This is a genomic window from Pontibacillus yanchengensis Y32, from assembly GCF_000770635.1.
Taxonomy (GTDB): Bacteria; Bacillota; Bacilli; order Bacillales; family BH030062; genus Pontibacillus; species Pontibacillus yanchengensis.
The window spans coordinates 1-15,783 of sequence record NZ_AVBF01000019.1 but is presented as its reverse complement, the minus strand read 5'-3'; the positions used below and the strand labels follow the sequence as shown (position 1 = coordinate 15,783).

The following is a 15,783-nucleotide window of genomic DNA, read 5'->3' as shown; positions in this document are numbered from 1 at the left end:
GTAAAAACTCTCTCAGATGAAATATATGACATCTCTTTCAGCTTAAGAATAAAAAGATAAGCTTGTTTAGGAAACAAGAAGTTAGCTTACCTCTAGGACTCTCGCAAAACTCTTATGCCTTATATTTTTGCGACTTGATATAATATATAAAAAAAGATGCCTCATTATGAGGCATCTTGAGAATTTATATTTGGAGCAAAAACTGGTTCCCCATCTTTAATGGTATAGGGCAAGGAATTTGCAGGTACAATAGGAGAATGTTCAGCTAACAAATAACGAATATCATCCCCGTTTTTATATTTATGATCGTACTTTTGCAGAAAATCGTATAAGTCTGGTCGATAATCGATATAAATATTTCCTTCGACATCCATTACAATAGGCAATAGATTTTGCGTGTATGGACTTTTCACTTGCGGAGGGTCATCAAAACCAATTTTATTGTAATTAATTGTATATATATTCTCTGCTACTTTCTCACCAAAAGGGGGGTAGCGATTTTCATTTCGATAGGCTGCGATTCGAATATTGACCTTAGTCAGCTTTTGTGTAGCTCGTATATCGATAACCTTTACAGTCGGATCATTCTCTGGATGAATGAGAACGTATTGATAGACGCCACCTCGCTGGAATGAGTTACCTGGTGCTTCAGCAAGTATATTAGCTTCTTTTAAACGACTAAAATCAATTGGATACTTTTGAAATACAGGGGTATCTTCTTCTCTATTTTTTATAGGAAGCTCATAGGGATGGCTTTCCTTAAATTGATCAATTGCTGTCTGCATAGATTGTAGCTGTACCGTATTTGGTACCTGATTTTTAGATAAATTTTCATCAGGATACAAGCATCCCGTTAATAAAAAGGGGACTAACACAATCATGAGCATGAATTTCCGAGACATCTCCATTCCTCCGTTATTGTTTCTTAGGTTGTAGGACCACTAAACACAATATAGAAAATAATGATACCACCTAGCATCAAAAATATGTAAGCAAGAAATGCTGTAATCCCACTAAGTAATCCGGATAATTTATGACGGCTTAATAATATCAATCCTATAGCAAGAAACATAAAAATGATGCCGGCAAATGAAATATACATGTTCAACATTCCTCTAGACATATAGCCAGCTCCTTACATTTAGTTGTACTTAAGACGTATGTATTATATCACACGTTAAGCAATGACAGAATCCTTCAATATGGTAATAGCTTGTACCATACCCTTCCCCAAAATTTCAAACGCACAAAAAACCGAGGTGATAGGGGCTAAACTCACCTCGGCCTGACTAAATAGTACCCTGATGTTACAACTCTTCATGTTTTACTGCTGCGATTTATAGTATGCATAAAATGATATAGATGCATCCTCAAATGCCTATAGTTCATTATTTTTTAAACATTTGATTCAATTGGTTCATGTCCATATTATTTTCTACAATGGCTTTTACAATTTTATCTTCTTTTTCTTTAGAAACAGGTTTTCCTGCCATTTTAGAGAGTTGTTTTACAAGATTACGAACCGTTTTTTCATCTTTAAAATCGGCATTCTTTACCGAATCAGCCACTTTAAAGATTTCGTCTGGTGAAATATTGGCCTTTTTTTGTAGATGGTCAAACGCTTTTTTTTGAAATCCGCTCACACGATTTCCTCCTTATAATAAACTTTCAACATAGTATATGCGGAGGAAAATTAAGCGTGAGCGCAATAATTATTCGTTTATGAAGAAAATTGATTACCCAAAATGTCAGCTAAGTCTTCCATCTCATGACGACGGCCTCTTGTCATTAATTGGTCCACCACATCTTTAGGGTGGGCACCATGGAACAATAGCTGTTCAATACCTTCTGTAATTGGCATCTCGACTTGTTGTTGTTTAGAGAGCTTATAAGCAGCGTTTGTCGTACGGACACCTTCGACTACCATGCCCATATGGTCTAACACTTCATCTAAGGCATATCCTTTCCCTAGCATATTACCAGCACGCCAGTTACGACTATGTTGGCTGGTACAAGTAACAATCAGATCGCCAACACCAGTTAACCCAGCAAAGGTAAGTGGGTTGGCCCCCATAGATGTGCCTAAACGAGCAATTTCTGCTAATCCTCTAGTTATAAGAGCAGACTTGGCATTGTCTCCATACCCAAGCCCATCTGATATTCCAGCTCCTAAAGCTATAATATTCTTTAATGCACCACCAAGTTCAACTCCAACCACATCCGGATTGGTATAAACTCGAAAATTCTCATTAATGAATAGGTCCTGCGCCACTTCTGCTTCAGCTATCGTATGCGATGATACAGTGACAGTTGTTGGTTGACGCAATCCAACTTCCTCTGCATGACTTGGTCCACTAAGAACGACAACATCTTCATATTGCTCCTGTGGCATTTCTTCTTGAATCATTTCGGAAACTCTTTTTAAAGAATCTGGATCAATACCCTTTGTTGCGTGAATAATCGTTACTTTTCGAGTTAAAGCTTGTTTAACCTTTTGACATACCTCTCGTATTGCTTTCGTTGGAACCACAAGAACTACTGCTGTTACATCATCAAGAGCTTTCTCTAAATCTGAATATGCTGTTAATGAAGAGGGGATTGTAGCTTCTTTTAAATAACGGGCATTTTTGTGAGTGCGATTAATTTCTTCTGCTTGGTCTTCACGATGGGTCCATAGACGTACATCATGATTGTTATCAGCTAACACAATCGATAAAGCCGTCCCCCAACTACCAGCACCTAGTACCGCTACTTTAGCCATTCAAATCTCTCCTTTACTTCCGCTGACGAGCGTAAATTTTTATCGGAGTACCTTCAAAGCCAAATGCATCTCTAATGCGATTCTCTAAAAAGCGCTCATATGAAAAGTGCAATAGGTCCGGATCATTGACAAATACTACAAACGTAGGAGGAGCTACGGCTACTTGTGTAGCATAAAAGATTCTTAGCTTTTTCCCTTTAAGAGAAGGGACTGGTTTCATAGCTAACGCATCCATAATGACTTCATTTAAAATACTAGACTGAACACGCTTCGTATGATTTTCACTTGCTTGTAAGATATTTGGCACTAACGTATGAATACGTTTTTTCGTTTTAGCAGAAAGATAAACGATTGGTGCATAATCTAGAAATTGAAATTGTTGACGAACTTTGTCTTCGAATTCTTTCATCGTCTTTTCATCTCGATCAATGGCATCCCATTTATTCACGACGATGACAATCGCTCTTCCAGCATCATGTGCATATCCTGCAATCTTCTTGTCTTGTTCAATGATACCTGTTTCAGCATCTAACACGACTAATACGACATCAGAACGTTCGATTGCTTTTAGGGCTCTCATCACGCTGTATTTTTCTAATGTTTCATATACTTTACCACGTTTTCTCATTCCTGCTGTATCAATGATTACATAATCGCGATCATCTTTTGAGAATGATGTGTCAATCGCATCTCTCGTAGTACCTTCTATATCACTAACGATTACTCTTTCTTCCCCTAAAATCGTATTAACCAATGATGATTTTCCAACATTCGGTCTACCTATTAAGCTAAATCGAATGGTATCATCATCTTCATCTGGCATTGCACGTTCTGGAAAGTGAAGGAGAACTTCATCTAACATATCACCCAATCCTAAGCCATGTGTACCTGAAATCGGGAATGGCTCTCCAAATCCTAAGGAGTAAAATTCATAAATTTGATCACGCATATCAGGATTATCTACTTTATTAACAGCTAATACAACTGGCTTATTTGATTTATAAAGGAGTTTGGCAACCTCCTCATCTGCTCCAGTTATACCTTCTCGACCATTAACCATAAAAATAATGACGTCCGCTTCATTAATAGCTACTTCTGCTTGAGCACGCATTTGAACGAGTAATGGCTCATCGCCAAGCTCAATTCCACCCGTATCAATAATGTTAAAGTTTGTATTCAACCATTCAGCTTCTGCATAAATGCGGTCTCTAGTAACTCCTGGTGTATCTTCTACAATTGAAATTCTTTCACCGACGAGTCGATTGAATATAGTGGACTTACCGACATTTGGACGTCCTACTACTGCTACTGTTGATTTACGCATGAAAGGATCACCCTTTCCTTTTCTATTTCGATTTCTATTATCACATTTCATTTTACGTTGTTCTGATTCAAATTTAACAAACATCCTATTCAATGAGTAGCGAGAGCAATACCTCTTTTTCATTGTAAAAACCCCTCTTGTCAAGTAAGAAGGGTTTACTCTTAACTTTTATATTTTAGCAAAACTAGACTTCACAAACAACGCTTTTCTTCGATTCTTGTTATAATTCGTCTAATTTCTAATCGTGTTTTAATGTTTTACAATAATATACAACTCATCACTAAGGGCATGACCTATCCCATCCAAAATTGCTTCCAAATTTGCCGCCAGTTGATCCATCTCTTCTTTTGAATCACAAATAAAGATTGGACTACCACCATCAACATTAGAACGATTGGTCGTCACAGCGGCTAACACAGCCTTTTCTATCTTCATGAAGAACCCCTCTTTTGTTTGTTGGTTTTCGACTCACTAGGCATTCGAATCGCATTTTCAAGAACAGGAACTGCCCCTATAATATCAATAGCCCTTTGTTTATCTCGTTCTTGCGGTAACACGAACACTCCTATCCTTCCATCATCTAGATCACGCTTAATGAGGGGCACGAGTGCTGGTGTACCACTATCTCTAAATACTCCCATCGAAACAGATACATCATGTAAGATAGCCTGTCTTTGACCAAGATTGGCAATAGTAGAACGAACATTAAAATTTTTCGGAGTTAATACAAATCCCATCCCGTACTCCACTATTTCTTCTTGCCGCTGTGGCAATCCAATATTCATGATATAAATGTTATCTACATAAAGACCAGCACCATCAAAATGAGGGTGAGCATATTCTATATCCACAATATCTTTTAATGAACTTCCACTCATGAATTTTTTAATAAGCAAGAATGATATTATAGAAACCCCAATAGCAACCAAAATGTTCCATACCAAATAACCAAAGGTAGCAAGAAACGATGAAAAGATCACTAAATAATTACGCCCTTCAAATGCTATGGCAATCCCTTCTATATATGTATTACCTCTAGGGACTAATTCAAATGCATCTAACTCCGTCAAAGTATTACGCTCCATGTTTCGTACTTCCCGGAATTGACTTGCTGCAATTGTTAAAAATGTTACTGCTGTGTATTCCTTTTCTATAATAGCCGGAACAGCAATCGTCCCTAATAAAGCAGCTATAAATCCAAGCGATAAATGGATTACCTTACCATGTAAATAGGTTGGATACTGTCTATAATCTGTACGCAACATTAGAAGCCTTGCTAAGACTCCTACCACGACTCCAAAAAGGATAGGATAAGTAAATTCATTCATGGCTTTATCCCCACTTTCCGTTTCACCCTCTGTGTAATAATAGTTTCTAATTCATTTATAAGATATAAAAATGACGTTGTGGTTAACACCATAAAAATAACAAGACTATACATATCTAAGTAAGCAAACTCACCAATTGGTTCGCTATACCCCATTTCTGCTACATATACAGAATAAATAACCTCTCCTAACATAGAACCAAGCCCCCATACTCCTATTCTCATCCATGTTTGATGCACTGCTACATATACTAATAAATAAGCTAGTAACGTAATGAGAAACAACCTTGGGAATATCATCCAAACAGGACTAACCGCTTCCCAAAATAAAGCTCCGGTATAGCCTAAACCAATCGAGATGGAAATAATAACAGCTTTAATGTGTTGCTTTTGCATAGACAAAATAACTAAAGAGGAAACTACAATAATAATCGCAGCCAGCGATATGGTATAGGAACGTATTTGAAACGTATAAGGTACACTATTTAGCAATACTAAGATTAGAAAAGAAGCATACCATCTAGTTGGGGTTTTCTTAGATAAAAACGTAAGCACAACCCACATAAGCCAACAAGTATAATAAAAATATATTCCATCCATCCCAAATCTCCTCTCTACCCTTATCATTATGGTCATTTGAGATGAATCTAATCATGTATAAACTCAGAAAAAAACTAAAAACTATACGTAGAAGGAGGAGATTACTTTGGGTAAAGACCGACAAGAAAAGAAACTTCGTAAAGAACGACGAGTAGAAAGCGATCGTGATACACAGTCACATCCAAAAGGAAGCACATTTATGGAAAATGAACAGCCTGCAAAAGAGAAGAAATAGATTTAACATATATGAACAAAAGTGCAAGCGCCCGCTTAGCGACGTACAAACTGGACGGCTCCGTATGAGATAAAGGAAACACGAAGAGCGCAAGCGATTCGATGTTGACTTATCGTAAGGAGGGGCAGGAAGTTTGCTAGTCGCTGGGCGCTGGAGCTGGACGTGGCCGCATCACTTTTTCAGTTATACACAAGCATTGAATTTTATAATTTCCTATAAAACAAAAAAAGCCACACCCGAGATAAGATACTCGGGTGTGGCTTTTATATTAACGACATATCATTTTTAGCAAATTGAACTGTTCATCGTTCCATTTTCTTCTTGCTCATATATTATGCTGATGCTAATCTTCCTTTAGAACGTTGGGAGTCTTTGTTCTAACCATGTTTTGGTTCTTCCTGTGAAAATATGTGGCTTTCCATCTAACATGTAGGTATCTTTAGCACCTAACACCATCATGGCAATAGTAAATTCATGGTGAATGTGATTGATTTCCTGAACTAGAGTTTCTAAATCTTCTTTCATTAAAATTCTTAATAAATGACCTGCCATACCAAAAGCATTAGCACCAAGTACAAACGCTTTAGCTCCATCTAGTCCATTCCTCATACCACCTGATGCAATAACGTTGCATTCAGGAAAGACACTCTTCACTTCTTTTACAGAAATAGCAGTAGGAACTCCCCATTGATTGAAGGAAGAAAACGGTTGTTTTCTACGTTTGTTCTCTACTTTAGAGAAGTTTGTGCCTCCCTTACCACCAACATCGATATAAGAAACACCAACTTCTTTCAATTGACGAGCAGATTCCATGGATACTCCAAAGCCAACTTCTTTTATAATGACAGGAATATCTAATTCTTTTACGATTTGTTCAATCTGTTGAAGTCTATTCGTGAAGTCACGATCACCTTCTGGCATGATTAATTCCTGTAGCACATTTAAGTGTATCTGAAGGGCATCTGCTTTAAGCATGTCCACTGCTTCTTTGGCTTGGTCTAAGGTAGCCTCACTACCAATATTAGCGAAAATAATACCATTTGGATTCTCTTCGCGTACAACTTCATAACTTCTTTTTTCTCTAGGGTCTTTCAGCGCAGACATCTGGGAGCCAACAGCAAGAGCAATACCTGTCTCCTTGGCTGCCATAGCCAATTGACGGTTAATATTTTCTGTCTTTTCTCCACCGCCACCAGTCATTGCATTGACAAAAAGGGGCGAACTTAAAGTAAGTTCGCCCAATTGAGTCTGCAAAGAAATATCATCCCAATGGATATCTGTTAAACTTTGATGAATAATTTCCATTTCATCGAAGCTGTTAATATCTAATTCATCGCGGCTTATTGCGTGTCTAATGTGTTCTAGTTTTCTTTTTGATCGACTCAATTATATCACCAAGTATTATTTTAGTTTATTTAATTTATCTCCGATGAAATCTCCAAGTTGGAATCCAGAGTCGTCATCTTTCGTATATTGCTCTACTTCAGCACGACTTTGATCTTCTTCTAATTCTTTAATACTTAGAGAGATTCGTTTTTCATCTTCATTAACATCCAACACTTTTACTTTAACCGTTTGTCCTTCTTCTAATACCTCTTGAGGTGTAGCAATGTGTCGATTTGCTATTTGAGAAATATGCACAAGACCTTCTACACCAGGTAACAACTCAATAAAAGCACCAAAGTTAACTAAACGTCTAACGGTTCCTTCAAGAACATCTCCTGGACGTACTTTCTCCTCAACTTGTTCCCAAGGTCCAGGCAAAGTATCTTTAAGAGATAATGAAATACGCTCATTGTCACGGTCAACAGAAAGGACTTTCACATTAATATGTTGTCCTTCTTCTACTACGTCTGAAGCCTTCTCAACGTGCTCATGAGCTAATTGGGAGATATGCACTAGACCGTCCATACCACCAAGATCAACAAACGCACCAAAATCTGTGATTCGCTGAACTGTACCTTCAAGCACCTGACCAGCTTCAAGTGATTGCAATAATGAGTGCTTGCGTGCATCATTCTCGTCTTCTACCACTGCACTGTGGGAAAGGATAACGCGATTTTGTTCACGGTCTAATTCAATAACCTTCAACTTAAGCGTTTTACCTTTATATTCATTGAAGTCTTCAACATAATAAGTTTCCACTAGAGAAGCAGGGATAAAACCACGTAGACCTACATCTACAACAAGTCCACCTTTAACGATGTCCTTCACTTCTGCTTCAAATACCTCACCAGTTTCTAGCTTGTCTTCTAGATCTTCCCATGCAGTTTCTGCATCTACTGCACGCTTGGATAATACAATCTCATCATCTTCCATTTTCTTGACCTTCAATGTAAGTTCATCACCTTCAGACACAACGTCTGCAGCTTTCTCTACATGAAGGCTAGATAGTTCACTGATCGGTACGATGCCTTCTACTTTATAGCCGATATCTACAAGCACTTGCTTGTCCTCGACTTTTACTACCTTACCTGTTAGTACATCTCCGACAGAAACGTTTGGCATTTCTGACATTTCTTGATTCATTTCATCCATTTACAAGACCTCCTTCAATTCCACCACAACCAGCCATAAATTTAATCCTTTGTTCTAACTTCTAATATTTATGGCATTTTGTCAAGCAAAACATACATTCTATTGCTTTTTATCAAGTAGATGTTGTATCTCTTCCATGATAACATCTGTTACTTCTTGAGAGGAAGCTTTTCTTTCTCGTAAATCGGCCATTGGTACTGGTTTTCCATATACAACACGTAACGGTTGTTTGGATTTATAAGATCCAACTATAGCACATGGAATAACGGTTGCCTCTGAGCGAAGAGCAAAAAAACCTGCCCCTGCCAAGCCTCTACTGAGTTCCCCTGTTTTACTTCTGGTTCCCTCTGGAAAGACTCCTAGTGCCTGATTATCATTTAACACATCCATAGCTTTGCGGAGAGCTTGACGGTCTTTCATTCCCCTCTTAATTGGAAAAGCATGAACACGTTTCAACAATCCACCTAAGAATTTATTCTTGAATAGTTCTTCTTTTGCCATAAAGTAGATATCTCTATTATTGGTAATTCCTACAACAACAGGATCCATATTAGAGATATGGTTCGAACAGATAATGACTGGTCCTTCACTAGGTATATTCTCTTTTCCTTCTACTTTAATGCGATACCGAGGATAAAAAAGAGCAGCACATACTGATCTAGCAAAATGATATAAAGCCATCGTTATTCTTCCTCCCCTTTGCAATCCAAAACTACTTGCAGAATTCTTTCAGCCACCTGTTCAATGGATAAAGAAGTTGTATCAATTTCAATCGCATCTTCGGCTTTAAGCAATGGTGAAACTTCACGTTCTGAGTCAATTTGATCTCGTTTACGAATTTCGTCTTTTAATTGTTCAAGGTTAGAGTTATAACCTTTTTCTATATTCTCTTTATGTCTTCTTTCTGCCCGTTCGTCTACAGAAGCAATCAAGAAAATCTTAACTTCAGCATCAGGAATAACATGTGTTCCAATGTCCCTTCCATCCATCACAACGCCCCGCTTAGCTGCTAGGTCTTGCTGTCGTTTAACCATCTCTTCTCTTACAGCTCCATGCTTTGCAACGACAGATACATTGTTTGTAACTTGTTGAGACCTTATCTCTTCCGTAACATCTTGGTCGTCTAGTAAAACACTCTGACTATCTTTGTTCTGTTTCAATAATATAGTTGTGTTTTTTAAAATGTCATATACAGTTGATTCATTCTCTAAAGATATATTCTCTCTTAATGCTTTCAATGTCAGTGCTCGGTACATAGCACCTGTATCAATATAAATATAAGATAGCTTAGCTGCTACTCGTTTGGCTACAGTACTTTTCCCCGCAGCGGCTGGACCATCTATTGCAATTGCTAAGTTATGATTCATTGTGCATCCCTCTCTTATTCCAATCAAAAAGTAAACAAGCAGGGGTTCCTGCTTGTTTATGCTGTACAGTCTTTATTCCTCAAAATGATAACACATCTTGAAAGATTCGGTCTATTGTTTCAAGAATTTCTCCTTGATACTCGCGGTTTACACCAAAATATTCATAAATTGGATGAATGTAATAGCCCATATCAGTATGTAGTAACAACCATTGTACACCAATAAGAAATATTGCATGAAAGAACACAAGGATAACTAGCCATTGCTCTATACGTTTCACTATAAATCCGCTACCTTTTTTATCCTCTATTGTATCCTTCTATGCATCATCTATTCAGTTTAACGAATTCCCCTTTTTCTTAAAGATAATTGTTTCTCAAAACAATACCGAATAATGGTTTGACGATCATTTTCATCAATGGCTTCAAATTCTAAAGACACTTTTTCATTATGATTTTTGTTTTCTTTCCACACGCGAATCACTCTGGAACTTGTACAGATATAATGCATATCACCAGAGGATAGTGGGATCACAAACCATACTTCAAGAAGTTGATTTTGTTCAATCGTGTGAGCATAAGGTGAAATGATAGCAGCTCCTCCGCCGCTAATATCTGCAGTAACGGTTGTAAAAGGTGTAATCTTTTCATTTACACCGTGGACGCTTGTGTCAACAGACGTCTCCACTCTTACATATTTTCTACGTTGTATTCGAAGCATTTCTTCTTTTTCAGGGAAGTGAAGCGTTAAAACTGGAATGGTGAGTTTCTTTCTTCCACGAACGTCCGTATGAAAGACATAGACTGAACCATCCGTTCCAACAAATGTTACTTTGAATTGGGTGCCTTCTAGAAAGAAACCGGTTCTTCCTGACTGTTCATTAATTGGGTAATCAATATAGAGCACACCTTCATCTTCTTCAACGACTTTTGAGCGGTAGGTTTCAAGATGATCGTCATCTGCATGTTTTAGTTCTAATGTAATAGGCATTCCGATTTTAATCAAGCTCTTTCCCTCTCTCCCTATAACTGTGAGCATCTATTCATTATTATGGCAAAAAAATCAAAAAAGGGAAAGACAAGTTTCATCTTTCCCTAGGTAGTTTGACCAAATTTCATTTCAGATTGCTTTAGTTTCTCCACTTTTTCTTCCGTGCCATCTTTCGCATTTATGAATATTCGGTAGGTACTTTCTCCCATAGTCCCAACAAATTCATAACAAAGGACTTCTTCATTTAAATCATTTTCGATAAGAGCTAAATGATGTTCCTGGATTTTAACATTTGGATTTACATTTTCTTTAGCTTTTTCTTCGGATAGAGCTGGTTTAGGGAAAGCTCGTTCTTCATGATTTCTCAAAAACTCTCTTGCCGAGAGCCCTAATATATCACCATTATCTAGAGCTACCTTAACTTGCATCGAATCAGGATAAATCCTTACTTCATCTTGTACGTACAAAAAGCTATACACACCTACGTTATCGTATTGGCTGCTTTGAAAAGCTTCCATCCCATTATATTTATGTTTTTTCAAAAATTCTTCTGCTTTATTAAGCCCTTTATAAAGACTCAATTCCTGTTCGTTTACTTTTCGGTCAACCATGATATCGATTGGGTTACCACCTTTAACCGTCATATCCATATAACCATTTTTCCCGTCTCCACGATAGGAAAGACTATAGGTTGGAATTTCAGCACCTTTCCCACTCTTAGTCATCGTAATTTTTGCACCTTCAGGAATAGAAAAGATATTTTTTGATTTTTCTTTTGCTTCTTCTTCCGACATATTTTCGCCCTTCACAAACCTAAATTCATGGTTTTCGTTTGTAGCTCCAGTAAACATTGGTCCTAAATCACCTTCAGAATATCCTTGTACATTTTTTTCAACTGTTTTAAACCCATCAATGATTTTGTTATCACTTTTATCTTCTGTGGCTAAAGCTAGCTCAACATCCATCCACTTTAAATTTTCATCCAAAACGGTATGTTGAACATTCCTTAACTCATTTTTTATTTCTGCTGATTGCTTGTATAGCTTATTAAGCATAGAAACCTCATCATCTGACAAAGGTTTTTTGTTTAGGTCTCGAATTGCAGTTCTATAACTAAACTCTCCTATGTTTGCTAAGAATTCTTCCGTTTTATTAAACGGTAGTAGTACTAATGGAAGTTGACCTACATCATTATGAGCTTCTGATGTTAATCTCCAAATATCTGCTAGCTGTGGTGAAAGCTGTTTTTGTGAATTCATCGCTAGAACGGTCCCCATCTTGTCATGTAGTAACTCCATTTGATACGTTAAATCATGGAAGGCTCTTTGATACGAATTTTCCGCTTGAACAAGTATCGCATTTTTTTCTTTATGTTCCTGATAACCCCAAACTCCCGTTCCGACTACCCCAATTGCCAGCACTCCTATTAGTAACCAACGAATCATAGCTCCACTTCCTTTCTTTATTTATTTTGCAAAAATGTGCTTTCCTATTTGCTTAATTTGAGGTCTACTCCAAATCCAATCGGACGTTGCTGTATTTGGGTTAAAGTAATAGATAGCTTGCCCAGAAGGGTCCCAACCATTTAGGGCATCCACTACAGCTTCCTTAGACTCCTCGTCTGGAGTTAACCAGATTTGACCATCTGCCACAGCTGTGAATGCTCTTGGCTCAAAAATAACTCCTGAAACAGAATTTGGAAAAGATGTGTTTTCCACTCTATTCAGTATAACTGCCGCTACCGCTACTTTCCCTACATAAGGTTCTCCACGTGCCTCACCATGAACCGCATTAGCCATTAATTGAATATCATTCTGAGAGTAGCCTGATGGTATATTTACAGCAGTTGCACCTGACTTCTCTTCAGCTTGTTGCTTTCCCTGTTCAGCTTTTTGTTGGGTATCCTGAGGCTGCGCTCCATCTTCTGTCTGAATTTCTTTTGGAACACCACCGTAATAGGTAAAGTCTTTGCCTGAACGAATTTGTTGTTTCACATATTGAGGATCATACTTCGTTGCGGCCACTAGCTTTTGCTTCGTTTCTCCCCCTAGTAACCCATCAATCTTCAAACCAAAATCCTTTTGAAAATTTCGTAGCGCCCAGTAGGTCCCCCACCCAAACACCCCATCAATGTTTCCATTGTAAAAACCGATATACTGTAACCTTGCTTGCAATTCTATTACATCATCACCAGTAGCCCCTTTTTGAACAGTACGTTGACTGAAGGCTTCCGTTTCCTTGTTAAAACTAGTTGGAATGGAAACAAACAAAGCGACGACTAACAGTGCAATTGAAATGATCCGAATAAGTTTCATTCCTGTTCCTCCTGCATATAAATGATCTTGTTGTCCCAACTAGTTTTTGAAACTCCGGTGCTTTTATACATCTCTAGTTAAAACTCTACATAATACGCTTTTCGACTGAGACAAGGTAACTTTGCTAGAAATACGTAATTATCAGAAAAGAACATTAAAAAAGGCATAAAAAATACAGCCTACTCTATCGTGTAGACTGTTTCTATGCTTTCCACTTTCGTTTTTCCATAGGAATAACGTTTTCTCTTCTTTGGTTGGTTGTCTTTATTTTATGAAGTGCCATAAACCAAAGCATAATCATAAACGGAATTAATAAATAAATCACATTACTACTCTGAACTTCCAACACTACATCATAGAACCCATGTAGAATTGCTGGGATTATGAGAGCAACTGTGAGAACTTTATATTGATTTTTGACAGCTCCTACTTTAGCTCTTCCCATATAATATCCCATCATTACTCCTAAAAGCGCATGACAAGAAACTGGGAATAATGCCCTCAGAAAAGCAAGTGATATACCATTTGCTAATAAGTACAATAGATTTTCTACTGTTGCAAAACCAAGACTGATGGAAACTCCATACACAATTCCATCATATCGCCCTTCAAATTCTGTATGTTTATATATAGCATATAAGAAAATAAACCATTTAAAGAATTCTTCCAATGTACCAGATAATAAAAATGACTTCAATATTGGTGTCTGAGCTACACCCTCTTGTTCGAAAGCGTATTGTATAAACATAATAGGAAAAACCAATAATGCCCCCAATATAAACGTTCGAAATACTTTGGAAAAGGGCTCAGAATCAAAACGGTCCTTTAAATAGATAAAGGCAAGCAAGGCAAAACCAGGTGCAACTGCTGCAGATAAAATCGCAAACACGACCGTCACTCCCCTTCCATTCACATCTATTCCATCGTATCATGAACATATTGGAAATAAAATACTAACTTAACTAGTAGGTGATCGTAATGAAAAAGGTTCTAATAATACATACCGGTGGAACAATTTCCATGAAAGAAGATAAGAACACTGGGGAGGTTTCTCCCGCAACGGAACATCCGTTATATGAAGTAGTACCTTCTTTAGCAGAGTTTGCAAAAATAAAAGATGAGGTTTTATTTCATATTCCATCGCCCCATATGACACCAAAAAACATGCTACAGCTAGGCTCAAGAATACATGAACAATTAGCCACAGAAGATTATGATGGTATTGTTGTCACACATGGTACAGATACATTAGAAGAAACGGCTTACTTCTTAGATTTATACTTACAAACTCGTAAACCTGTAATTGTAACAGGAGCAATGAGATCGATTAATGAAATCGGATCTGATGGACTATATAATCTCATTACATCTGTAAGGGTAGCTTGTTCAGAAGAAGCTAAAGATAAAGGTGTCCTTGTAGTCATGAACGATGAAATTCATACAGCCCAAAACGTTACCAAAACGTCTACAAGTAATGTGGCAACCTTTCAAAGTCCTCAATACGGGCCTATAGGTATGGTGACAAAACGAGGGGTCTTTTTCCATCATACTTTAACTAAGCACGAATCCTATCCTATTCAAACAATCACAACACATGTCGCCCTTTTAAAAACCTATGCAGGAATGGATCATACTATTTTGGAAGCTATTCGACAAACGAATATTGATGGCCTTGTTATAGAAGCTTTAGGACAAGGAAATATCCCTCCTGCTCTAGTTCAACCTCTGCGTGAAATCGTAAATGCCGGCATACCAGTTGTGCTTGTTTCTAGATGTTATCAAGGTATTGTTCAGGATATTTATAGTTATGATGGTGGAGGAAAGCAATTAAAGGATATGGGAGTTATTTTCTCAAATGGTCTAACAGGACCTAAAGCAAGAATAAAACTTATGCTTTCATTAGAACTAACTCGTAATCCTCACGACCTTGTGGCAATGTTTGCATAGGTCTCGGCTTTATATACTAATGCTGTTGATATTTCATATTTGCCCCATTATGTTGAAGAATTGAAGTCGAGATATTTTCAGCAACTGGTGGGTCCGATGCTTAAAAGTGAAGAGGGGGTTACGGTGGAACAACTCGCTTTCCTGCGGGCGAGCTGGTGAGCCTTCTCACTCGCTTCGCTCGCTCCGGGGTCTCACCAACCTCTTTCTCCCGCGGGAGTCTCGCAGTTCCCCCTTCACCCCCATCCGGGTAATGGTTATCGGACCCTCGACCAAATATTGTGTCCCGAAAGCACAAATAAGTGTTATTTCGAATTAAATGTCTAAGAGCTTTCTTGCCATCAGAAATTTCTTGAGCCAATTTTTATCTATTGCTTACTAA

The 15,783-nt window shown here is 37.7% G+C and carries 19 protein-coding genes; 2 read left to right on the top strand and 17 right to left on the bottom strand.

Annotation, left to right across the window (positions count from 1 at the left end; genetic code table 11):
• Positions 1 to 164 precede the first annotated feature (164 nt).
• From N782_RS08595 to N782_RS08560, 8 genes are all read right to left on the bottom strand, one after another.
• Positions 165 to 902 (bottom strand): hypothetical protein, encoded by a 738-nt coding sequence (locus tag N782_RS08595; protein ID WP_338048251.1) that lies wholly within the window; start codon positions 900 to 902, stop codon positions 165 to 167.
• 23 nt (positions 903 to 925) lie between these two features.
• Positions 926 to 1,123 (bottom strand): DUF2768 domain-containing protein, encoded by a 198-nt coding sequence (locus N782_RS08590; RefSeq protein WP_036818530.1) that lies wholly within the window; start codon positions 1,121 to 1,123, stop codon positions 926 to 928.
• Between the two features lie 265 nt (positions 1,124 to 1,388).
• Complete coding sequence (locus tag N782_RS08585) at positions 1,389 to 1,643, bottom strand: stage VI sporulation protein F (protein WP_036818528.1); 255 nt, start codon at positions 1,641 to 1,643, stop codon at positions 1,389 to 1,391.
• A gap of 77 nt (positions 1,644 to 1,720) precedes the next feature.
• Positions 1,721 to 2,761, bottom strand: coding sequence for an NAD(P)H-dependent glycerol-3-phosphate dehydrogenase (locus N782_RS08580; RefSeq protein WP_036818526.1), 1,041 nt, complete (start codon positions 2,759 to 2,761; stop codon positions 1,721 to 1,723).
• Positions 2,762 to 2,774: 13 nt separating this feature from the next.
• Positions 2,775 to 4,085 carry a ribosome biogenesis GTPase Der gene (der, locus tag N782_RS08575; protein WP_036818626.1) on the bottom strand — a complete coding sequence of 437 codons (1,311 nt, stop codon included), beginning with the start codon at positions 4,083 to 4,085 and terminating at the stop codon, positions 2,775 to 2,777.
• A gap of 249 nt (positions 4,086 to 4,334) precedes the next feature.
• Positions 4,335 to 4,520, bottom strand: a complete 186-nt coding sequence (locus N782_RS08570) for a capping complex subunit for YIEGIA (RefSeq protein ID WP_036818524.1) — start codon at positions 4,518 to 4,520, stop codon at positions 4,335 to 4,337.
• The gene (locus N782_RS08565; RefSeq protein WP_036818522.1) at positions 4,517 to 5,413 is read right to left on the bottom strand and encodes a YIEGIA family protein; all 897 of its coding nucleotides are present in this window, start codon (positions 5,411 to 5,413) and stop codon (positions 4,517 to 4,519) included. Before N782_RS08565 ends, N782_RS08570 begins: the two co-directional genes overlap by 4 nt.
• Positions 5,410 to 6,012 carry a YphA family membrane protein gene (locus N782_RS08560; RefSeq protein ID WP_036818520.1) on the bottom strand — a complete coding sequence of 201 codons (603 nt, stop codon included), beginning with the start codon at positions 6,010 to 6,012 and terminating at the stop codon, positions 5,410 to 5,412. Before N782_RS08560 ends, N782_RS08565 begins: the two co-directional genes overlap by 4 nt.
• Before the next feature lie 106 nt (positions 6,013 to 6,118).
• Between N782_RS08560 and N782_RS21010 the strand changes: the two genes are divergently transcribed.
• Positions 6,119 to 6,247, top strand: a complete 129-nt coding sequence (locus tag N782_RS21010) for a YpzI family protein (protein ID WP_084103029.1) — start codon at positions 6,119 to 6,121, stop codon at positions 6,245 to 6,247.
• 354 nt (positions 6,248 to 6,601) lie between these two features.
• On the opposite strand, the gene fni is transcribed toward N782_RS21010, so the two are convergent.
• The 9 genes from fni to prsW form a co-directional block, all read right to left on the bottom strand.
• Complete coding sequence (gene fni / locus N782_RS08555; RefSeq protein ID WP_036818517.1) at positions 6,602 to 7,633, bottom strand: type 2 isopentenyl-diphosphate Delta-isomerase; 1,032 nt, start codon at positions 7,631 to 7,633, stop codon at positions 6,602 to 6,604.
• A 15-nt stretch (positions 7,634 to 7,648) separates the two neighbouring features.
• Entirely contained in the window at positions 7,649 to 8,785 is a 1,137-nt protein-coding gene (gene rpsA, locus N782_RS08550; RefSeq protein ID WP_036818514.1) for a 30S ribosomal protein S1, read from the bottom strand.
• A 99-nt stretch (positions 8,786 to 8,884) separates the two neighbouring features.
• A complete protein-coding gene (locus N782_RS08545) occupies positions 8,885 to 9,466 on the bottom strand; it encodes a lysophospholipid acyltransferase family protein (protein ID WP_036818513.1) in 582 nt (193 codons plus the stop codon).
• Positions 9,467 to 9,468: 2 nt separating this feature from the next.
• The gene (gene cmk, locus N782_RS08540; RefSeq protein ID WP_036818512.1) at positions 9,469 to 10,152 is read right to left on the bottom strand and encodes a (d)CMP kinase; all 684 of its coding nucleotides are present in this window, start codon (positions 10,150 to 10,152) and stop codon (positions 9,469 to 9,471) included.
• Between the two features lie 79 nt (positions 10,153 to 10,231).
• Positions 10,232 to 10,432, bottom strand: a complete 201-nt coding sequence (locus N782_RS08535) for a DUF5359 family protein (protein ID WP_052111256.1) — start codon at positions 10,430 to 10,432, stop codon at positions 10,232 to 10,234.
• 59 nt (positions 10,433 to 10,491) lie between these two features.
• Positions 10,492 to 11,142: a flagellar brake protein gene (locus tag N782_RS08530; protein WP_237582627.1), complete on the bottom strand. Its 651-nt coding sequence runs from the start codon at positions 11,140 to 11,142 to the stop codon at positions 10,492 to 10,494.
• A gap of 104 nt (positions 11,143 to 11,246) precedes the next feature.
• Entirely contained in the window at positions 11,247 to 12,587 is a 1,341-nt protein-coding gene (gene ypeB, locus N782_RS08525; protein ID WP_036818506.1) for a germination protein YpeB, read from the bottom strand.
• Positions 12,588 to 12,608: 21 nt separating this feature from the next.
• Entirely contained in the window at positions 12,609 to 13,457 is an 849-nt protein-coding gene (gene sleB, locus N782_RS08520; RefSeq protein ID WP_036818503.1) for a spore cortex-lytic enzyme, read from the bottom strand.
• Between the two features lie 202 nt (positions 13,458 to 13,659).
• Positions 13,660 to 14,346: a glutamic-type intramembrane protease PrsW gene (prsW, locus tag N782_RS08515; RefSeq protein ID WP_036818500.1), complete on the bottom strand. Its 687-nt coding sequence runs from the start codon at positions 14,344 to 14,346 to the stop codon at positions 13,660 to 13,662.
• 89 nt (positions 14,347 to 14,435) lie between these two features.
• Here prsW and N782_RS08510 point away from each other — a divergent pair, with 89 nt between their 5' ends.
• Positions 14,436 to 15,404 (top strand): asparaginase, encoded by a 969-nt coding sequence (locus N782_RS08510; protein ID WP_036818497.1) that lies wholly within the window; start codon positions 14,436 to 14,438, stop codon positions 15,402 to 15,404.
• Positions 15,405 to 15,783 lie beyond the last annotated feature (379 nt).